Origin of the sequence: Streptomyces sp. NPDC059142 (assembly GCF_042755665.1) — a bacterium.
GTDB lineage: Bacteria > Actinomycetota > Actinomycetes > Streptomycetales > Streptomycetaceae > Streptomyces.
Window position 1 is genome coordinate 9,608 of the sequence record NZ_JBHZDA010000010.1, and the last position, 19,197, is coordinate 28,804.

The 19,197-nt window shown below is 72.7% G+C and carries 18 protein-coding genes; 6 read left to right on the forward strand and 12 right to left on the reverse strand.

Features of this window, described 5'->3' with window-relative positions:
• Positions 1 to 252: 252 nt before the first annotated feature.
• Positions 253 to 1,263: an NADase-type glycan-binding domain-containing protein gene (locus ACFXPK_RS05905; protein ID WP_385072087.1), complete on the forward strand. Its 1,011-nt coding sequence runs from the start codon at positions 253 to 255 to the stop codon at positions 1,261 to 1,263.
• A gap of 81 nt (positions 1,264 to 1,344) precedes the next feature.
• Here ACFXPK_RS05905 and ACFXPK_RS05910 read toward each other — a convergent pair whose 3' ends face one another.
• Positions 1,345 to 3,096, reverse strand: a complete 1,752-nt coding sequence (locus ACFXPK_RS05910; protein ID WP_384997758.1) for a DUF4157 domain-containing protein — start codon at positions 3,094 to 3,096, stop codon at positions 1,345 to 1,347.
• 143 nt (positions 3,097 to 3,239) lie between these two features.
• Positions 3,240 to 3,908, reverse strand: coding sequence for a lysophospholipid acyltransferase family protein (locus ACFXPK_RS05915; RefSeq protein WP_384997792.1), 669 nt, complete (start codon positions 3,906 to 3,908; stop codon positions 3,240 to 3,242).
• A gap of 201 nt (positions 3,909 to 4,109) precedes the next feature.
• Here ACFXPK_RS05915 and ACFXPK_RS05920 point away from each other — a divergent pair, with 201 nt between their 5' ends.
• Positions 4,110 to 4,496, forward strand: coding sequence for a VOC family protein (locus ACFXPK_RS05920; protein ID WP_384997760.1), 387 nt, complete (start codon positions 4,110 to 4,112; stop codon positions 4,494 to 4,496).
• A gap of 66 nt (positions 4,497 to 4,562) precedes the next feature.
• Positions 4,563 to 5,018 (forward strand): VOC family protein, encoded by a 456-nt coding sequence (locus ACFXPK_RS05925; protein ID WP_385072091.1) that lies wholly within the window; start codon positions 4,563 to 4,565, stop codon positions 5,016 to 5,018.
• A 170-nt stretch (positions 5,019 to 5,188) separates the two neighbouring features.
• Here ACFXPK_RS05925 and ACFXPK_RS05930 read toward each other — a convergent pair whose 3' ends face one another.
• From ACFXPK_RS05930 to ACFXPK_RS05945, 4 genes are all read right to left on the reverse strand, one after another.
• Positions 5,189 to 6,460 carry a M24 family metallopeptidase gene (locus ACFXPK_RS05930; protein WP_385072094.1) on the reverse strand — a complete coding sequence of 424 codons (1,272 nt, stop codon included), beginning with the start codon at positions 6,458 to 6,460 and terminating at the stop codon, positions 5,189 to 5,191.
• Positions 6,457 to 7,089 carry a TetR/AcrR family transcriptional regulator gene (locus ACFXPK_RS05935; RefSeq protein ID WP_385072097.1) on the reverse strand — a complete coding sequence of 211 codons (633 nt, stop codon included), beginning with the start codon at positions 7,087 to 7,089 and terminating at the stop codon, positions 6,457 to 6,459. The genes ACFXPK_RS05930 and ACFXPK_RS05935 overlap by 4 nt, the downstream gene beginning before the upstream one ends.
• Entirely contained in the window at positions 7,086 to 8,054 is a 969-nt protein-coding gene (locus tag ACFXPK_RS05940; protein ID WP_385072100.1) for an SDR family NAD(P)-dependent oxidoreductase, read from the reverse strand. Before ACFXPK_RS05940 ends, ACFXPK_RS05935 begins: the two co-directional genes overlap by 4 nt.
• 163 nt (positions 8,055 to 8,217) lie before the next feature.
• Entirely contained in the window at positions 8,218 to 9,189 is a 972-nt protein-coding gene (locus ACFXPK_RS05945) for a CPBP family intramembrane glutamic endopeptidase (RefSeq protein ID WP_385072103.1), read from the reverse strand.
• Positions 9,190 to 9,424: 235 nt separating this feature from the next.
• Between ACFXPK_RS05945 and ACFXPK_RS05950 the strand changes: the two genes are divergently transcribed.
• The gene (locus tag ACFXPK_RS05950) at positions 9,425 to 9,940 is read left to right on the forward strand and encodes an SRPBCC family protein (protein ID WP_385072105.1); all 516 of its coding nucleotides are present in this window, start codon (positions 9,425 to 9,427) and stop codon (positions 9,938 to 9,940) included.
• Positions 9,941 to 10,022: 82 nt separating this feature from the next.
• Here the strand turns inward: ACFXPK_RS05950 and ACFXPK_RS05955 are convergent, their stop codons facing one another.
• From ACFXPK_RS05955 to ACFXPK_RS05970, 4 genes are all read right to left on the reverse strand, one after another.
• Complete coding sequence (locus ACFXPK_RS05955; protein WP_385072108.1) at positions 10,023 to 10,694, reverse strand: hypothetical protein; 672 nt, start codon at positions 10,692 to 10,694, stop codon at positions 10,023 to 10,025.
• Between the two features lie 128 nt (positions 10,695 to 10,822).
• Positions 10,823 to 11,395, reverse strand: a complete 573-nt coding sequence (locus ACFXPK_RS05960; protein ID WP_385072111.1) for a hypothetical protein — start codon at positions 11,393 to 11,395, stop codon at positions 10,823 to 10,825.
• 442 nt (positions 11,396 to 11,837) lie between these two features.
• Positions 11,838 to 12,866, reverse strand: a complete 1,029-nt coding sequence (locus ACFXPK_RS05965) for a phosphoglycerate dehydrogenase (RefSeq protein ID WP_385072114.1) — start codon at positions 12,864 to 12,866, stop codon at positions 11,838 to 11,840.
• 72 nt (positions 12,867 to 12,938) lie between these two features.
• Positions 12,939 to 14,489: an Nramp family divalent metal transporter gene (locus ACFXPK_RS05970; RefSeq protein ID WP_385072117.1), complete on the reverse strand. Its 1,551-nt coding sequence runs from the start codon at positions 14,487 to 14,489 to the stop codon at positions 12,939 to 12,941.
• Positions 14,490 to 14,672: 183 nt separating this feature from the next.
• On the opposite strand from ACFXPK_RS05970, the gene ACFXPK_RS05975 reads away from it, so the two are divergent.
• A complete protein-coding gene (locus tag ACFXPK_RS05975) occupies positions 14,673 to 15,515 on the forward strand; it encodes a DeoR/GlpR family DNA-binding transcription regulator (protein WP_385072120.1) in 843 nt (280 codons plus the stop codon).
• Positions 15,516 to 15,674: 159 nt separating this feature from the next.
• A complete protein-coding gene (locus ACFXPK_RS05980; protein WP_385072123.1) occupies positions 15,675 to 16,298 on the forward strand; it encodes an SRPBCC family protein in 624 nt (207 codons plus the stop codon).
• A 23-nt stretch (positions 16,299 to 16,321) separates the two neighbouring features.
• Here ACFXPK_RS05980 and ACFXPK_RS05985 read toward each other — a convergent pair whose 3' ends face one another.
• Both ACFXPK_RS05985 and ACFXPK_RS05990 read right to left on the reverse strand, forming a co-directional pair.
• Positions 16,322 to 17,374 (reverse strand): peptidoglycan DD-metalloendopeptidase family protein, encoded by a 1,053-nt coding sequence (locus ACFXPK_RS05985; protein WP_384997788.1) that lies wholly within the window; start codon positions 17,372 to 17,374, stop codon positions 16,322 to 16,324.
• A 90-nt stretch (positions 17,375 to 17,464) separates the two neighbouring features.
• Complete coding sequence (locus ACFXPK_RS05990) at positions 17,465 to 18,859, reverse strand: AbfB domain-containing protein (RefSeq protein ID WP_385072126.1); 1,395 nt, start codon at positions 18,857 to 18,859, stop codon at positions 17,465 to 17,467.
• Positions 18,860 to 19,197 lie beyond the last annotated feature (338 nt).

Genomic DNA, 19,197 nt, shown 5'->3' on the forward strand with positions numbered 1-19,197 from the left:
CTCATCAAAACACACAATAGTGGGGGGGCCCTGTTTTATTTTATTTAAGCCCATGGGGGGGGGGGGGGGGGGCGGGGGGGGGGGCGCGCGCCCCCCCCCCCCCCCCCCGCGCCGGAGCCCGCCCGCGCCGAGCCCGAGGAGCCGCGCGACCGGACCCCGGAGGACCGGACCCCGCACGACCGGGACCCGGAGCACGGGTCGCCGGAGAACCGGGAGCCGGTCGCCCCCGCACGGCGTGACCACATACCGGACATGGACGAGCAGGACACCGAGGAGCCGGACACCACACCCACGATCCCCACCCGCTCCCAGCAGCCGCCGTCGGCCACCTCGGCCCCGGCGGCGAGTTCGTCCTCCTCCGAGGACGCGGCGCGCGCCAGAGCCCTCCTCGTGCCCGTGGCCGACCCGAACGGGCCCGTCGCGACGCCGGACGTGGCACCGGTCCTCCCGGGCCGCCCCGCCGCCGCCCGCCCCCGCGTCAACGCGCCCCGGTCGGAACCGGCCGACGAGACCGGCCCCCCGTGCCCCTGGTGCTCCACCGGCAACCGCCCCGACCGCCACTTCTGCCGCCGCTGCGCCATGTCCCTCACGGACCGCACCGAGGTCGCGGACGCGCCCCGCCCCTGGTGGCGCCGTATGTGGTGGGGCGCCGGCGAGCGCCCGGCCCCGTGGGCCGGCGACCGTCCGGGGCTGCGGCGCGGCATCGGCCAGATCTTCCGCTGGATCGCCTGGGCGCTCGCGCTGGGGCTCGTGATCTTCGCCCTGTTCAACGTCGGTACGGCGTGGAACGCGGCCCGCGACCACTTCGCCAAGCGCGCCCAGGTCAGCCCGGACTCCATGGCCGCGTCGCGGTCCTTCAAGGACCACGACCCGCAGAAGGCGTTCGACAAGATCAGCAACTCGTGGTGGGGCCCCGGCATCTCCGGGGACGCCGAGGGCCAGTGGATCGAGGCCCGCTTCTCCGAGCCCACCCGCCTGCTGGACCTGATGATCACCTCCGGGATCTCCGCGCGGTCGACCGACCTGACGGAGGCCGCGCTGCCGCACCGGATCGACGCGGTGATCACGGGTGCCGACGGCAAGAAGTTCACCCGCCAGATCGTCCTGGACCAGATGAGCGGCCCGCAGCGCCGCAAGTTCCGGGTGGGCGAGGTGTCCAACGTCCGCTTCATCATCCGCTCGGCGTATGGAGCCGGCGACAAGAAGCAGGTCTCGATCGCGGAGATCGAGTTCTTCCGCCGCTCGACCTCGAACGACGTCTGAGCCGACGGCGGTCCGCACAGGAGGGCCCCCGTACCGAGTCCGGTACGGGGGCCTTCGCGCTGTACGGGGCCGGGCGCCGCCTCAGGCGCTGGTGTCCATCGCCTCCGGGCTCGAATGCCGGTCGCTGCCCGAGGCCGGGGAGTCCGATTCGGAGCCGTACTTGGTCTCCACCCGTTCCTGACCCTCGCAGTCGACCCGGAGGGTGACGTGCGTGCCGCCGCCCTGCACCGCGGCCTGGTGGATGCGCGCGGCCAGCTTCGCGGCGTTCGCGACGGTGTAGTCGTCCTGCCCGATGTTGGACGCCTTGCTCGGCCAGAACGGGCCGGGACGCTTGGAGTCGTCGCCGACGAACAGCTCCATGTAGCAGACCATGCAGGGCCGCTTGACGCCCGCGATCTGGTCGTTGGAGATGCTCTTCTCCGGCGCGCTGTCCATGATGCGCCGCTCGGCGTGCAGGCCGTCCTCCTCGGCGTTCGCGGGCACGTTCACCGGGCCGGCGAGCGCCTGGAGGACCGCTCCGTACTGCCCCACGCCGTCCTTGGAACCGAGGATGCGCTTGGCCAGCTTCTGCGCGTGCCGCTGCTCGCGCGCGGTACGGCTGGCGAGGTTCGGCTCGTTCGCCTCCAGGATCGCGGCGAGGAACGCCCTGGCGTTGGTCTGGCCCGCGTACAGGTCGTTGAGCGCCTTGTTGGCACTGTTCTTGTTCGAGGAGATGTACAGCTCGTACTTCTTCGCGGTGGTGCCGTCCGGCCCGGCGGCGTCGGTGGTGCTGATGCCCGCCTGTACCTCTTCGGGCTGCTTGCTCAGGTCGTTGAGGTAGTTGAAGGTGACGGTGGAGATCCAGCGCAGAGCCTGCTCCACACGGCCCTTGTCGGCGAACGACCGCTTGTCGCTGATGTTGCCGGTGCCGTGGTACATCTTGCTCATCGCGGCGCCCTTGAGGCCCTCGCTCTTCGCGTGCTCCGGGGCGCTGTCGGAGGCGACCGGCAGGTGCACGGTCTTGTTCTGCGCCCCGCCGTACTCCTGCCAGCCGTGGTTGTTCACGAGAGCCGCCGTGATCGCCTGTGCCACGGTCTTCGCCTGGCCCGAGCCCTTCTTGGCCTTGCTGACCCGGCCGCCGGACGTGGGCATCCGCTGCACGCTCTCCCGCTCGCCGGGCCCGGCCTTCGCCCGCTGCACCGGCTCCCCGTGACCGGCCATGCCGGGCATCGAGAGGTCGGGGTTCTCGCCCTGCGCGACCCGGCGGCCGTTGTCCGACGACTGGAGCTCGAAGGGGTCGCCCGGGCTGGAGACCCTGTTCCCCGAACCGTCGTCGGAGCCCGCCACCTTGCCCTTCGACTGCTGCCGTACGTGGTCGAGTTCGTGGAACCACGTCTCGTCGTCCACCGACGACGAGCCGAGCACGATGTGGTTCTCGACGGTCATGGCGCGGGCGCCGAACTCGGCGCTGGCCCGCTGCGCGGTCTCGTCGTTGTGCACCCGCACGTGGTTGAACGGCATCTGGTAGGCCTGCTCGGCCTTGTTCTGGATGCGCGGAGGCAGGCTCAGCCCACCGGCCCCGGTCACCTCCGCCAGCGACACCCGCCGCTGCACGGCGCCCTGTTCCGCCTCGGGGTCCATCCGCCGCTGGGCGGACCGGCCCGCGTGCGAGCAGCCGGGGCCGTGCTCGTGCCGCTCCTCCTCGATCGCCTGCGTCACCGCCGCGTTGCCCACCGAGCGCTGGAGGGCGAGCAGTCCCGCCGCCGGGCCCGTGGGCGTCGACCGGGCGGCGACCCGCCCGGCCCCGGTCCGGAGGCTTTCACCCCGGTCGTTCCCCTGGTCCTGAACGCGCATGGACGATCCTTTCAGCGACGGACATGTGCCAGCCCACCACTGTGCGGGACATGACCCGCGCGGCGTAAGGGTCTTGAGGGCAGTACCGGGGGCAGACGCGCGGCCCTTGCCGAGTCATCCCACCGGCGCCTCCGATCACGCCGCTACCCGGCAGGCGGTACGGGTCCGCCCAGCCGCTCCACCGCCGTGCGCCACGCGTCGGTCACCGCCCGGCGGGCCTGCTCGGCGGCGGCGATCGGGTCCCCGGTCAGCGCGACGGGCGCCCCGACGTGCACATGGAGCGCGGGCCGCCGTACGGGCGCGGTCAGCAGCCCGGCGAGCTGCTTGCCCGCACTGCCCGAACTGACCCGCCGCGCCCCCGCCTGCCCGAGCGGCACGACCGGCGCCCCGCTCTGCCGCGCGAGCCGGGCGACCCCGGGCCGGAACCGCTCGGGCGCCGCCTCCCCGGAGTCGACCCGCGCGGGCAGCCCGCCCTCCCCGTAGATCAGCACGACCCGCCCGTCCCGCAGGGCCTCCCGCGCCCCGGTCAGCGCGTTCCCGGCCCGGGGATCGCGCCGGTGCACCGGTACGTACCCCTCCCGTACGAGCGCCGCCCCGAGCCCAGGGATCCGCCAGAGCCCGGCGGCGGCCAGCACCACGGGCTCGACCCCCAGCCGCCGCAGGGCCGCCAGCACCAGGGCCGGGTCGAAGAGGCTGGTGTGGTTGGCGGCGACGATGCTCCCCGGCCCCGGCCCGCGCCCGTCCCGGGCGTCGGTGGTGACGGTGAGCGGGCCGAAGGCGGGCACGAGGCGATGGGCGATGCTGCTGAGCACGTACGGTTCCTCCGGATCGGCCGTGTGGTCGGGCACCAGGCGATGGTCTCCCGGAGCGCCCGTACGCGCGTGAGCACCCGTACTCACCTCCCGGCCCGCGTGTCCCGCGCGAACCCGCCGCCCGCACCGGTCCGGGCCCGCGACAATGTCCCCGCACCGCCCCGATGACCCGGCCCGACCCCACCGGAGAGAGAGCGTCCCATGAAGATCCACCTCACCAGCGTCTTCGTCGACGACCAGGCCAAGGCCCTGAGCTTCTACACCGATGTGCTGGGCTTCGTGAAGAAGCACGACGTCCCGCTGGGCGAGGCCCGGTGGCTGACCGTGGTCTCACCGGAGAACCCCGAAGGCACCGAACTCCTGCTGGAGCCCTCCGGTCACCCGGCGGTGGCCCCGTACCGCACCGCGCTGGTCAACGACGGCATCCCGGCCGCGTCCTTCGCCGTGGACGACGTACGGGCGGAGTACGACCGGCTGCGCGGACTCGGTGTGCGCTTCACCCAGGAACCCCTGGAAATGGGCCCGGTGACCGTCGCGGTCCTGGACGACACCTGCGGCAATCTCATCCAGATCGCCCAGAGCGCCTGAACCGGCCACGCCCGCCGCGCCGTGCGGAACGGTTCGACTGTCAGACCCTTCTGGGAGGCTCCGGGCATGGAGACGACATGGCACCTGACGATCGACTGCTCCGATCCGCGGAGAATGGTGGCGTTCTGGGCCGGAGCCCTGGGCTACGTGCCCGAGCCCGCGCCGGACGGGCACGCCACGTGGCGCGCCTACTGGAAGGCGATGGGAGTCCCCCCGGAGGAACTGCCGCCCGGGGCCGGCGACATCCCGGAGTCGATTGTCGACCCGGCGGGCAACGGACCGCGCGTGTGGTTCCAGAAGGTTCCGGAGCCGAAGACCGCCAAGAACCGGTGGCACTTCGACCTGCAGGCCGGTGGCGGACGCGACGTCCCGCTGGACGTCCGCAAGCAGCGGGTCCAGGCCGCCGTGGACCGACTGGTCGAAGCCGGCGCCACCCTCCTGAGGATCAAGGACGAACCTGACATGGCTTTCTACGCCGCGGCCATGCGGGACCCCGAGGGCAACGAGTTCGACGTCGTCTGAGTACGGCCGTCCAGGCGATGGGCGGCGCGAGGCGTGAAGATGCGCCACGCGTCGCCGGAGCGGCACCGCGTCACCGGCCACCCGCACGACAGACGCCTGTCGAGTGAAATCGGGCGACGGATCTGGTCGAACGACTCCCGGGGACGACGGATCTCGGGTTCGAGGAGGGGCTATGAGGCGGGGCCGTGTCCCGCCGCGGCGAGGAGCTGGGCGGAGTAGGGGTTGAGTTCGACGGGTTCGTCCTCACCGACGAGGACGGTGCCGCCGAGGTGGGCGAGGTGGCGGTTGTAGGCGTAGTTCGGCTCGAAGGCGAAGCTCATGCCCGGTACGAGTGTCATCTCGGTGAGGAACGCGGGGTAGTCGAGGACGCGCGGGTATCCCTCGGTGCCGGGGAGGGTGCTGAAGACTCCTCGGCCCTTGCCCACCGAGAGGCCGGGGTTGAGCGAGTGGACGGCGATGAGGAAGGGCCAGCCGTCGGCGGCGTCGATGGGCTCGTGCATGGCCTCGACGACATCGCCGAAGGTACGGCCAGGGCGCAGGGCGCTCAGCCCCGCGTCGTAGGCGGCGCGGGCGACGTGGCCGGCGCGGTGGAAGTCCTCGTGCACCTCGCCGACGGTGATGGTGACCTGGCTCTGGGCGTGACGCCCGCCGAAGTTGGAGAACACCTCGGCGTAGACGACATCGCCCTCGGCCAGGATGCGCGGCGCCTCGGGCCGCTGTCCCCAGGACGGGATCCCGGCGGCGATCACATCCGGACCGGACCACAGGTGCATCGACGGCGGCATCGAGCCGTTCCGGTAGCCCTCGGCCATGCCCGCCGCGTAGACGTGGCTCTCCGGGACGCCGGGCGCCGCAGTCGCGACCATGGCCCGCACCATGGCGTCACCGATCTGGGCGGAGTGCCGGAGCACGGCGATCTCCTCTTCGCCCAGAGCCATGATGAGCTGCCCGAAGGCGAGGTCGATCGGCCGGAACTCCGCTTCGGGGAACCGGTCGAGGACCCGGCTCCACTGACCGTGCGGGATGATCCCCTCCGGGTTCCACGGCAGGTGCGCGCCGAGGCCGACGACTCCGATGACAGCCTTCTGCAGGCCCAGTTCGGACAGCGTCTCGACGATGGTGGAGGAATGGCGGGTGCCACGCAGATTGCGCGGCGGGATCCACATCTTCTCGCCGCGCCGGGAGGCTTCGAGATGGTCCATCATGAACATGGGACCCGGCAGGAGCGAGATCGGCTCACCGGCTTGCGGGAGGATGACGAGTGATCCCGGCCGGCTGTTGGTGAACCATGTGTCGTAGGCGACCGGCGCGGGGCCGGCGTCCTCGTGCTCGCCGTATATCAGCAGCGCGTCCAGCCCTTCGTCGGCCATGAAGGACCGCGCGAGTGCGTGGCGGCGGTCGCGCTCGGCGATGGAGAAGGTCGGTACCTCGGTAGTGGTCATACCTCTCGTGGCTCCTGGGGGGATGTGTCCGGCCGGGTGGTGGGGGGCGATGTGTGTCCGGGCGGCTGACCGTGGAGGAGACCGATCAGGAACCGCAGTCCTGCCCGGACATCGGTCCAGCCGGACCGGGATCGCAGTCGGCCGCTCGCATCGGCGTCGATCAGGCCGTGGGCCGTCGCGAAAAGGATGATCCCGAGGTTGCTGCCGGAGGACGGTGGAAGGGCGCCGGTCCTCTGGCAGTCGACCACGATGTCGGAGAACACCTGCAACGCCGTCTCGGCGGCCTCACCCAGGGTTCCGCCCCGCGCGGCGACGTCGGGCGTGCCGAAGAGCAGCCGGTAGCGCGCTGGATGGTCCCTGCTGAACCGGATGACGACGTCGAGCGCGTCGAGCAGGCGCTCCACCGGGTCCAGGGACGATGTCCCGATCGTCCGCCAGGACTCGGTGATCGCGGTGAAGTCGGCCGCGGCGACAGCGGCGAGCAGGTCGTCGCGGCTCGTGAAGTGTTTGTAGGGCGCGTTGTGCGAGACCCCGGTCGCGGAGCCGACCGCGCGCAGCGTCACAGCCGCCTGCCCGCCCTCGTCGAGAAGTTCCGCCGCTGCCGCCACCAGCCGTTGCGCGGTGCTCATCGGACCCTGGCCGTTTCGTCGGCGTCCGCCGTCCGCGCGACGAGCCGCTCGGAGTCCTCCCACAGCTTCTTCGCACGCCGCCTGTCATAGGTCAGATGGGCGGAGCGGACGGAGGACAAGGTTCCGTCGTTGGCCTGGAAGTACTCACCGGAGCGGTCCCCGTACTCCGGAGAGCAGGCGAGCTCGGCCAGGGACGCGCCGGAGAACTCGACGTCGGAGACGACACCACCGATGCGCTTGGTCAGCCATGAGAACACCGAGGTGGCAGCGATCCACTGGACGGCCTTGGGCATGTCACGCAGGAACCCGGTGGTCGGCACGGAACCCGGGTCGTAGGCGATCGGGACCACCGTGCTCCCGGCACCGCGGAGACGGCGGTCCAGCTCGTAGGCGTACATGATCGTGCACAGCTTCGAGGTGGCATAGCGCTTACCGGCGCTGAGCGGCTTGCGGCCGCCCTTGCCGTCATGGGCCAGCAGAGCGGCGTCCGGCTCGACCGCGGCACCCACCATCCTGCCGTCCATCGAGTCCCGGTCGTGTGTGCCGCTGGCGGTGAACACGACGCGGGCCGCCTCTTCCAGATACGGCAGCAGCAGATCGACGAGCAGGAAGTTCCCGAGGTAGTTCGTGGCGAACGTGGTCTCGTAGCCCTCGGGACTGTAGGTGACCTCGCCGTCGAAACGGCCCCCGGCGTTGCAGACGAGCGCGGCGAGCGGGCCGACCTCGCCTGCCTCGCGGAGCCTGGCCACCTCGGCGGCGGCACCGCGGACCGACGCCAGCGACGAGGTGTCGAGCGCCAGCAAGGTCACCGATACCCCGTACTCCGCCGTGAGGTCGTCCTTGACCGGCTGCATTCGCTGCGCGCTGCGTCCGGCCAGCACGAGGTCGGTTCCCCTGGCTGCGAGCTCACGGGCCGCGGCCAGACCGATGCCTGAGTGTCCGCCCGTGATGAGGATCGTGGACATGATCAATACCTCCTGGTTGACAACGTCAACCTACGCAGCGAGGTGGACACTGTCAACCAGGGTGGGCGCGGCTCGGTCGCGGCGCGTCAGCCGCGCACCGTCACCCCCGTTCCGCTGCCGCGGCGGCCGGCCCCCGTGCTCGACGCCGATCGGGCGTCGCCGTTCAGGCGGGAACCTTCGGCAGCCGCTGATCCGGGTCCGGGGCCGGGGTCTCCGCGCTGGGGCGGTGGCCCAGGCGGCCCCGGGTGGCGATGAGCAGGATGACGGCCGCCACGCCGGAGGCGATCAGCGAGACGCGGCTGGCTCCGCCGTGGTCGAAGTCGACCGTCGGGAACATGTCGGACGCCGCCAGGGAGGCGAAGCTGTTGATGCCCACGTGGAGCAGGAGCGCCATGGGCATGCTCTCGCCGGTCCGGTTGAAGACCCAGGTGATCACCAGGCTGATGGTCGTCGCGGCCAGCACGAACTCGGCGATGCCGAGCGCGCTGATGTGCGGGTAGCCGCCCCACTCGCTGAAGAACAGCGGCAGGTGCCACACCCCCCACAGCGGCCCCAGGATCAGCGTGCCGACCAGGGGGCCGAACCGGTCCTGGAGGCGCGGGAGGGCGAAGTCCCGCCAGCCGGGCTCCTCCGAGAGGCCCGTCGTGACGATCTGGATGAGCAGCATGGGGAGGTACGCGGCCACCACCGTCGCCGAGGGGAACCGGATGTCGCCGCCCGACAGGGGGAGCGTGGCGAGAATGAGGGCCGCGGGTACGCCCAGGATGATCCCCGCGTACCAACGCCAGCTCACCCGCCACTTCGTCAGCCGGCCGACCCACCGCCCGATGCCCTCCCGGCCCTCCGTGGCCGCCGTGACGAGGAACGCCGCCGTGACGGGACCCAGATAGGCGCCGGGCAGCACGCCCAGGATCTGTGAGCTGCCGAGGAGTTCGGGGAAGCGGAGGTCCAGGACGCCGAGCCCCGTCTCCGAGAGGATGTACGGGGTCCACGCGACCCAGCTCAGCAGCATCGCCCCGGCGAAGAACCAGAGCAGGGGGCGGCGTCCGACCGCACCCCGGATCCCGGTGTCCCGGGAAGCGGGCGGGGGCGTGGGCGCGGGCGTGGTGACGGGTGGGCGCTCGTGAAGGGACACGGTGCTCCTGCGGTGCGAGGGTGGTTTCCGGTGTGACCAGCACGACCAGCACGACCAGCACACCAGGAACCGGGCGGCGCGGTCACTCCCGCCCACTGCCGAACAGGGGTGGAGTCCGCTCCACCCCCGGGGACCGATGAGTTCCGCCGCGCCGCGCCGTCCGCACTCCGGGAACGTCCTCCGCCCGCGCCCGGCGGGAGGCCCGGGACGTGGAGGGACCAGGAGCGTGGACACCATGGCCGAGGACAGCGTGAGCGCCACCCTGACCGTCGCCGCGCCCGCCGCGACGGTGTTCGCGGTGCTGGCCGACCCGACGGCCCATGCCGCGATCGACGGCACCGGCTGGGTACGGGAGGCCGCCGACCGGGCGCCGCTGACCGAGGTGGGGCAGGTCTTCCGGATGGGCATGTACCACCCTGGCCACCCGGACCGTCACTACCGGGTGGCCAACCAGGTGCGGGTGGTCGACCCGCCGCGCGCGATCGGCTGGCTGACGGGGCAGGAGAAGGAGGACGGGCGCCTGGAGTTCGGCGGCTGGAGCTGGCGTTACGATCTCGCGCCGCTGGGCCGGGACCGGACCGAGGTCACGCTGACCTACGACTGGTCGGCGGTGGCGCCGTCCGTCCGGGAGTACCTCCGGTTCCCGCCGTTCGGCCCGGACCATCTCGTGCGCTCGCTGCGCCATCTGGCGGCGCTCGCCGTACCGGAGGCCGGGGAGCGGACGCCCGCCGGGCCGGACGACGCGGGGTGAGACCGGGCGGCGCCGGACGACGCCGGGCGGCGACGGACGACGCCGGGCGGCGACGGACGACGCCGGGCGAGGCCGGGTGCCGTCAGACGAAGAGGAACGCCGCCGCGGTCGTGGCGCCCAGGGCCGTACCCGCGATCGTCTGCGCGACCGTGTGGTACGTGAGGACCACGCGGGACCAGCAGACCGCCGCCACCAGCGTGTACGCCAGCAGCCACCACGGCGAGTGCGCCGCCGCGAGCAGCGCCACGACGCCGGAGGCCACCGCCGCGTCCACCGATATCTTCCACACCGTGTTGACGGCCAGGAGCCCCACCGTCATGACCCAGAGGGCGAGCATCGTCGCCAGGATGCCCGTGGGCGCGCCGCCCAGGAGCATCAGGGCCGCGCCGGTGCCGATCGAGCCCAGGATGACGAGGAAGATCGGCCCGCGCTGGGTGCGGTCGGCGACATGACGGTCGCCCCACGCCCCGCGCTTGACGTGCCATTGGATGTAGCCGGCGGGTATGAGCCCCGCGCAGAGCGCCGCCAGCAGCCCCCACGGGATCCCGGTCCAGTCGCCCGCCGTCGCGAGGCCGATGCCGGGCGAGGCGGCCAGGATCAGGTTGCGGGGCTGGAGCACGTTCGTGACCGTACGGGCCCGCCTCGTGGCGGTATCCGTGGAATCCGTGGGCTCCGCGCGCGCCGCGGGCTCGGCGGGCGCCGCGGGCTCCGCGGGTCTCGCGTGCGTCGGGTCAGGGGTGGTGTCGGGGGTCATGCCGCTCCATGGGGACGCGGGCGTGCGCCGCGGCTCGTCCGCCGCGGCCGGACCGGCGGCCGGTCCCGCCCCGGTCCAGTATGGGGCGGCCCCCGGCGCGGCCCGCCCCGGGGTACGGCTCGCGCCCGCTACCGCCGCGGCTGCCCGCCGGCCTCGTCCGCCACGGCGTCCGGCGCGGCACCGTCCGGGTCCCGCCGCGCCGAACTCGTGTCCTCCAGGAGGGAGAGCGCGAACGTCAGCAGCTCGGGCGGGAGTCCGCCGCCGTCCGCGCCCGGCGCACCCGGCCCGTTGATCTCTCCCGTACGCCGCCGGGCGAGGAACCGGAGGCCCGCGACGACCTCGTCCACGACCTCGGACTCCTCCTTGAAGAAGCGCCAGTCGACCCCGAAGCCGAGCCCGAGCGCCCGCAGGATGTCCTCCGAGGGGCGGGTGACCTTCCCGGCCAGGATGTTGGAGAAGTAGCTGTGGGAGAGGGAGCCGCCGCGCTTCTTGACCAGGTCGGAGAAGAACCGGCCGGAGATCCGCTCCCCCGGGAAGGTCGTCTCCACCATGTACTCGACCTTCTGCCGCAAGGTCCTCAAGTCCGGTGCCGTACCGCCCTGGTGGCCGCCGTTCCCGGGTCCGGGGCCGGCCGTCCGCTGCTCGGGGACCACGGGGTCGGCGGGGTGCTGTTCCGGGGCCCGCTCCTCGCCGCCGTCCATTCAGCCAGCCTCCCCCACGTCCACGCCCGCCTTTGGGCTCGGGTCAACGGGGTCGTACTGTAACCGACCCTGACCTGGCGAGGTACCGCCGACGGTGAGAAGTGGGCGCTCTTGATCCAAGGTCAGTTTCCGGGCTTGCGCAAACAAACCGCAGCGCTGTTAACTCGAAAAAACACGGGCAGGGGGCCGCGAGGGGAGTCCCCTGTCCGTGAGGTGTCCCGCGCGCACAACGGCCCCGGTCGCCAGGGGCGTTCCGGGGCCGTAGAGCTTTGGGCAGAGGTGTAGCCCTTCGCGACGGGGGATGCACGAAGGGCTACGCGGCCCATTATGGCACCTTGTCAGAGCGTTCGACAGCCGACCGGCCAAAGAGTGTCTGTTTTCCCAGCTCAGAGCCTTCGCATCGATTTTTGACGCGCTCCGGGCGGCCCCTGGACCGCCGCCGTCAGACCACCGCGTTCACAGGGGCCTCCCCGCGCAGCACCCGCACCACATCGGCGGCGACGGCGGTGCCCATCGCCCGGTTGGCCTGGTCGCTGAACGCCGCGCAGTGCGGCGTCAGTACGACGCCGGGCGCCTCCAGGAGCCGGTTGCCGACCGGGGGTTCGGTGCTGAAGACGTCGATACCGGCGCCGCCGAGATGCCCGCTGTGCAGGAGATCGGCGAGGGCGTCCTCGTCCACCAGGCCGCCGCGCGCCGTGTTGAGCACCAGTGCGCCGGGGCGCAGCGCCGTCAGCTCCCGGCGCCCGAGCAGAGGCCGGTCCGACATCAGCGGCATGTGCAGCGTGACGACATCGGCGTCGGCGAGGAGTTCGTCGAACGGTACGGAGCGGACCCCGGCCGCCGCGAACACCTCGGCGGGCAGATGCGGGTCGTACGCGACGACGTCCATGTCGAAGCCGTGGGCGCGGCGGGCGACGGCCTGGCCGATCCGTCCGAAGCCGATGACGCCGAGCGTACGGCCGCCCAGCTCCGGGCCGAAGAAACGGTCCCAGCGGCCCCCGGTCACCGCCGCGTGCGCCGGGACGATCTTCCGCGCGGCGGCGAGCAGCAGCGCGAAGGTCAGATCGGCGACGGCGCCGGTGTTGGTGCCGGGCGCGTTGACCACCCGTACGCCCCGCTCCCGCGCGGCGTCGAGGTCGATGTTGTCGGTGCCGACGCCGTGCTTGGCGACGACCCTGAGCCGGGGCGCGGCGGCCAGCACGGCTGCCGTCACCGGGTCGAGACCGACCACCAGGGCCTCCATGTCCCTTATCTCGGCTCTGAGTTGGGCTTCGGCGAGAGGGTGGGCGAAGGCGCTGCGGCGGGCGGCGGCGCCGGCGGCTTCGAAGACCTCCCAGGGGGCGCGGGAAGTCTGGCCGAAACTGGGCGTCGTCACGAGGACGTCACCGAGGGGTCCGGGGTGCCCGAGGGGCCCGGGGTGCGGGGCGGCGCCGTCCGGCTCCCGGCCCGTGTGCGGCTCTCGCGTACTCATCGCGTACTCACTCCCTGTTCTCTCCGTGGTGGCGCTGCCGGTCCCGCGTCGGGTCGTCGACGGGGCGGCGGGTCAGCCCAGTCCCAGCCCGAAGACCTCCAGCACCGAGTAGACGCCCAGGACGCCGATGGCCGTACTGCTCGCCACGAGCGCCGCGTTGAGCCCCTTGCTCCGCTTGAACCGCGCGTCCACGTCCGACGCCCGCAGGTGCCACACCGCGATCACCACCGCGAGCAGGAAGATCCCGCCCGCGACCCCGCCGATCTGGACCATCAGCACCGGCGACTGGATGAAGAGGTAGAAGGAGGCCCACAGCGGCGGCAGCGCGACGGTGAGGACGCGGATGGTGCGCCTGCGCGCCCGTACGTCGGTCCAGTCGATCACGCCGAGCAGGCCCAGGGTGTTCGTCCACAGCCTGGGGACGCTCGCGGTGGAGCCGACGAGCGTCGAGAAGAGCACGGCGATGGCGCCCGCGAGGAAGAGGTAGTGGGCCCAGGGGCCGAGGGTGTCGGTGTAGACGCGCGAGAGGGTGGTGATCATCTCGTTGCCCTGCGGGACCAGGCCCTGCGGGTGGAGTACGGCCGCGCCGATGACGTAGAAGGCGAGCGTGCACAGGGTGCACACGGCCCAGGAGAGGAGGGCGTCGATCCGCATCACCCTGATCCACCCCTCGGCGCGCCGGGCGCGCTCCTCGGTGCCGTCGTCCGGGCCGGTCCAGCGCGCGTACCCCTTCTCCAGGCACCAGTAGGTGTACGTGGTCATCTCGTCGGCGCCGACCCCGGTGATGCCGAACATGGCGATCGCGAAACCGACGGTCCCGGCCGGGATGGCGAAGGTCAGGCCGGAGGCCAGCTCGGAGCCGCCGTACGAGAACTCGGTCCAGGGCAGGCCGAGCGCGAGACCGACGGTGACGAGGGTGAAGACGACGACCGCGACGAAGGCGCTCCTCTCGACGGCGCTGTAGCGGCCCGAGTACATCATCGCGATCACGACCGCGACGATGATCACGGTCCAGACGGTCAGCGAGGTGGTGGAGAGCGCCGCGCCGCCGATGGGCAGGAGGATGCTGCACGCCGCCGCGGTGCCGCCGATCAGCCCGCCGCGCTGGAGCATCTTGGCGAAGTCCATCAGGATCCACAGCACGTTGATCCAGCCGACCCCGGCGTCCGGCCGGCCGCGCCCGCCGAAGCGGGGGCCGATCCGCGCGTAACCGGAGAGCGCGGTACGGCCGGTGAGGATGGTCCAGCGGGCGAGCTCGATCTGCACCCAGACCTTGACCAGCGCGCTGATGACGACCAGCCACAGCAGGACGAAGCCCGCCTTCGCGCCGAGCGCGGTGGTGGTGATCAGCTCGCCGGAGCCGACGACGGCCGCGGAGAGCACCATGCCGGGGCCCAACCGCCGTACGGTGCCGCGGAATCCGGCGGGCGGATCCAGCGCGTCGGAGGGGTGCAGCGCGTACGGATCCTCGGGCGCGGCTCCGGCTCCGGTCCCCGCTCCGGTCCCGGCTCCGGTTCCGGCCTCGGCTCCGGTCCCCGCTCCGGCTCCGGTGTCCGGCGTCCCGCCGCTCCTCGGTGCCGTCTTCCCCGCTGCCGATGCCGCCGGCGTGCTCCGTGTCGTCATGCTTCTCCCGCCTCGGCGCCCGCCGTTGGGCGCGACCCGCCACCAACTCCGTCTGGCTATCGCGTTGCGTATTGCGTGCAGAACGCTGACACGGCTGCGCGTTACGCGCAAGGGTCCCTACGGTGTCTTCTGTGCGGCGGGGATAACCTGTCCGGTGACCCGGGTGACCAGAGGATGGCGACGATGGATCCGCAGAACGCCCCGCAGGACCCGCACGGCGACGCCGGACCCGGCCTCCCCGGCCCGGCCCCCGGCCCCGACCGGCTGCGCGCGGCGGACCGGCGCGAACTGATCCTGCGGATGGTGGCCGCCGACGGCACCGTGGCGGTGGAGGAGTTGGCCCGTACCCTCGCGGTCACCCCGTCCACGATCCGCCGCGACCTGGCCCAGCTCACGGAGCAGGGCAAGCTGGCCCGTACCTACGGCGGGGCCATCACGCCCGGCCACGCGCCCGAGCCCTCCCTCAACCAGCGCTCGGGGCTCGCGGTCGCGGAGAAGGACCGGATCGCGCGCTGGGCCGCTGCGCGGATCGCGCACGGCGATACGGTCATCCTCGACGCGGGCACGACGACCGGCCGGCTCGCCCATCATCTGCGCGGCCGGGGCGGACTCACCGTCATCACCAACGGGTTGACCACCCTGGTGGAGCTGGCGGAGGCGGACGGCGTCGAGGTCATCACCCTCGCCGGTGCCCTGCGCCATGTCAGCCACGGCTTCGTCGGCCCCCTCGCCGAACTCACCCTGTCCCGGCTGACGGCCGACAAGGTCTTCCTCGGCGCGGACGGCCTCGACGCCAAGCTCGGGATCTGCGAGGCGAGCCTCCAGCAGACCTCCCTGAAGGAGCTGATGGCCGCGCGCGGCGCGGAGCTGTACGTCCTCGCCGACAGCAGCAAGTTCGGCCAGCGCCCCTTCACGGCCTGGGCGCCCCTGGACCGCGCCTGGACCCTCGTCACCGACACCGGCGCGACGGACGAACAGCTCCGGCCGTTCCGGCGGGCAGGGCACATCACCGTCGTCACGGTCTGAGCCGGCGACTCCCCGTTCAGTTAGAGGGTGTCACGAAAGTATTGACCACTCGTCCGGGCTTGCGTTATAACTTCTAACGAACGCGCTGGCCTATCGCCATGCGTGAGGGGCGCGGCACTTCCGCGCCACCGCACACCCCACCGGACGAGGAGTACCGCCATGACCACCACCCGCCGTACCGGCCTCCGCACCGCCCTGCTCACCCTCCCGCTCGTCGTCGCCGGTGTGCTCGGCACCGCCGCCGCGCCCGCCCAGGCCGCCCCGCACCACCAGAAGTCCCTCACCTGCCGGGGAGCGGGCGTCGACCCGAAGGCCGCCGTCCGCGCCAAGGGCGAGACCGTGATCGACGCCCCGCTGAGCACCATCTGGAAGCTCCAGACCGACGTGCGGCGCTGGCCGTCCTGGCAGAGCCCGGTCGACTCCGTGGAACGCCTCGACCACGGCCCCTTCCGGGCGGGTTCGGCGTTCCGGTGGACGACCCCGCTGCCGCCCAACCCCGCGACCACCGCGCCCACCCTGACCGTCACCTCGACCGTCCAGCAGCTCAAGGCCGGCTCCTGCATCCGCTGGACCGGCCCCGCCGTCGCGGACGGGCTGCACATCGACGGCGTCCACGTATGGAACTTCACCAAGGTCAAGGGTGGTGTCCTCGTACGGACCGAGGAGACCCACACCGGGCCGCAGGTCGAGGCGGACGTCCCCGCCGCGACGGAGATCCTCCACGACGGCCTCGAAGGCTGGCTCGCCGAACTCAAGGCCGCCGCCGAGGCCCGCGACTGCTGAAGCGCGACTCCGGACGAGAGGCCCTAGCTGATCAGGCCCTTGGCGCGGAGGTACGGCAGCGGCGAGATGTCCGAGCCGAAGGCCGGGCCCGTACGGATCTCGAAGTGGAGGTGCGGGCCGGTGACATTGCCGGTGGCGCCGGAGAGGCCGATGACGGTGGAGCCCTCCACCCGCTGGCCGGCGACGACCCGTATCTCGGAGAGATGGGCGTACTGGCTGTACGTGCCGTCGTCGTGGCGGACGACGATCTGGTTGCCGTAGTCGCCGCCCGGCCCCGCCGTCGCGATCGTGCCGGGGCCGATCGCCTTGACCTCGGTGCCCGTGGGCACGATGAAGTCGATGCCGGTGTGCAGGCCGGTCGACCAGGAGGAGCCCTGCTGGTGGTACGGGGCGCCCGCCGGGCCCCCGACGGGCAGGGTCCAGCTCCCGGGCAGCGAACCGCCCGCCGGGACGATCATGTAGGCGGCGGACTTCACGACACCCTTGACGTACTCGTACGTCGCCCCGTCCGCCCAACTGGCGCGCGGCACACCCTTGTACGTCTCCACCGTGTCCCACCCCGCGTGGTACGCGGCCAGGGCCACCTCGATCGGCTTGCCGCGGAGCTCCGGGCGTTCCTTCGCCTTCGTGAGCAGCTTGCACATCGCCCGGCCCTGCGACGGTATGGCGTCCGCCGGGTCCCAGACGTCCGCCTTGCCGTCCTTGTTGGCGTCGTACCCCTCGGCCTCCCAGTCCGCGGGCCGGAACTGGGCGATGCCCTGGGCCGGAGGGCGGTCCCCGGACTCGATCGACTGGGCGCGCGGCTGGAAGTTGCTGCCCTGCTTGAGCTGCGCCGCCAGCACCGTGGCGGGCAGCTTCTGGTCGCAGTCGGCCGCCGCGTCCAGGATGAGCTGCCCGTACTCGGGCGGCACACCGCCGTCACCGGCCTTCAGCTCGGTCGACATCGGGGCGGGCGCGCCGAGGTCGGGGTCCTCGCCGTCGTTGACCGACGAGATCAGCAGAAAGCCGAGTCCGATGGCGATGGGGGTCATCACCATCCCGGCCATCACCGGGATGACCCAACGCGCATTCCCCACCGGTTTCCCCCAGTTCGGGTGTTCGAAGTCCCGACGGCGCACGACCCTATGCCATGGGCCCGCCGACGGAGGCGGCGGGCCGCAGGACGGTCAGCCGGCGACCATACGGAACGCGGTGTCGGCCCGGTAGAGGCCGCTGTTCTGGTACGGGTCCAGGAAGAGCTGGAAGTCGCGGTGACGCACGAAGCGGCCCGGGTAGTTGACGGACTCCAGCATGATCGAGCCGTCGCCGAGGGCGCGCGGGCAGAAGGTGGCGTCCTTGCGGAAGGTGCTGCCGCCGTCGTCGGTGTCCGCGCGCAGCCGGAACTGCGCGTGGCGCAGATAGCGGCCCTTGCCCAGGGTGAAGGAGTAGCAGTCGGAGTCGGCGAGGCCCGCCGTCACGGTGAAGGCCGCGGCGCTGCGGCTGACGGCGTCGAGATAGCCGCCGCCGTTGTCGCGTATGTGCCAGTAGCGGTCCGGGTAGTTGACGGCCTGCATGGCGGCCTTGCGGGTGGGCGCGGTGGTCGGTCTGCCGACCGCACCGCCGCCGTTCCCTCCGCCCGCGCCACCGTCGCCCTTCCCGTTCCCGTCGGGTGCGCCGTCCTGCCCGGTCCCGGGGGCGTCCGTGGACCCCGTGCCGGACTCCGCCCCGCCGCCGTCCTTCCCGTTCTCGCCGGGGCCGTCCTGCGACGCCTCCGGCGCCCCGCTGCCGGCGGCGCGAGGGGGCCGGCCGTTCGCGGTCTCCTCGTGGCCCGCGTCCGAGGCGGCGGGGGCGCCCTCGGACAGGGACCCCGCGGAGTCGCCGCCGTCGCCCGGGTTGCCCTCCGGGCGCTCGGGGAAGCCGCGCAGCCCGGGGATGCTCGCGCCGGTGACCGGCGCGGCGGCCTGCTCGGCCTGCCGGTCCGACTGACCGGCGACGACGACGAGCGTGGCACCGCAGGCGAGCGCGGCCACCCCGGCCAGCACCGTGAACCACAGGGAGCGCGAGCGCGGCTCGGGCTGCTCGTACGGCACCGGACCGCCCGCCGGCGCGCCCGCCCCGCGACCGGGCGGGGGCCCCGGCGGAGGTACCGGCAGCAGCGCGCCAGGCCCGACGGAACTCCCGGGCCAGCCCAGGCCGTTGGGCAGCCCCTCGGGCGGGAGCCGGCCGGGGAGGCCCTTGAGGCGGCCGGGGTTGGTGCCGGAGAGCCGCCCGGCGGCGTCCGAGGCCCCGGACCGGCTGGGGCCGGTGGGGCCGGTGGGGCTGCCAGGACCGCCGGGACCGTCCGCGAAGAGTTCGAGATCCGAGGGATCGGGCCCGGGGCCGGCCGGCGCCCCGGCCGCTCCCATGACGGCGAGTTCCTTGCCGGGGGCGGACGGCCGCTCGGTGTGGGGAGGCAGTTCGGGGCGGGGCGGGCGCGCCGGTGCGGGAAGGCCGCCCGGGTCCACCGGAACGGCGTTCGGCGGGGCGCCGGGAGGTGCCTGGTCGATGGGCCGAGTGGGGTCGGCGCCGCTCATCTCTGACATGCGCAGGTTGCCTCCAGCGTCGCCCGCGGGGACGGGGTACGCGGATCCGTGATCGCGATCGGGGGATCGGCGATCGGTCGGCACAAGAGGAAGGGGGCGTCGCGGGGGACGCGGATGGCCGAACGGGGCCATGGGCGAGGTGAGTTGAGGGTGAAGAAGGGGGTTCTTACGGTGTGACAAGTGGAAGAGTAGTGGACCAAGTGCAGTTTGCGTAAAGGCTGTCGGCGCCGGACCCGCCCCCGTAAACGCGACGCGGACGGTATGGCGCGATGCCTCGCACCGCACGGGCGCGCGCTCGCTCCGCGCCGTCCGCGTTCCGCCGCGTCCGGCCTCGGACG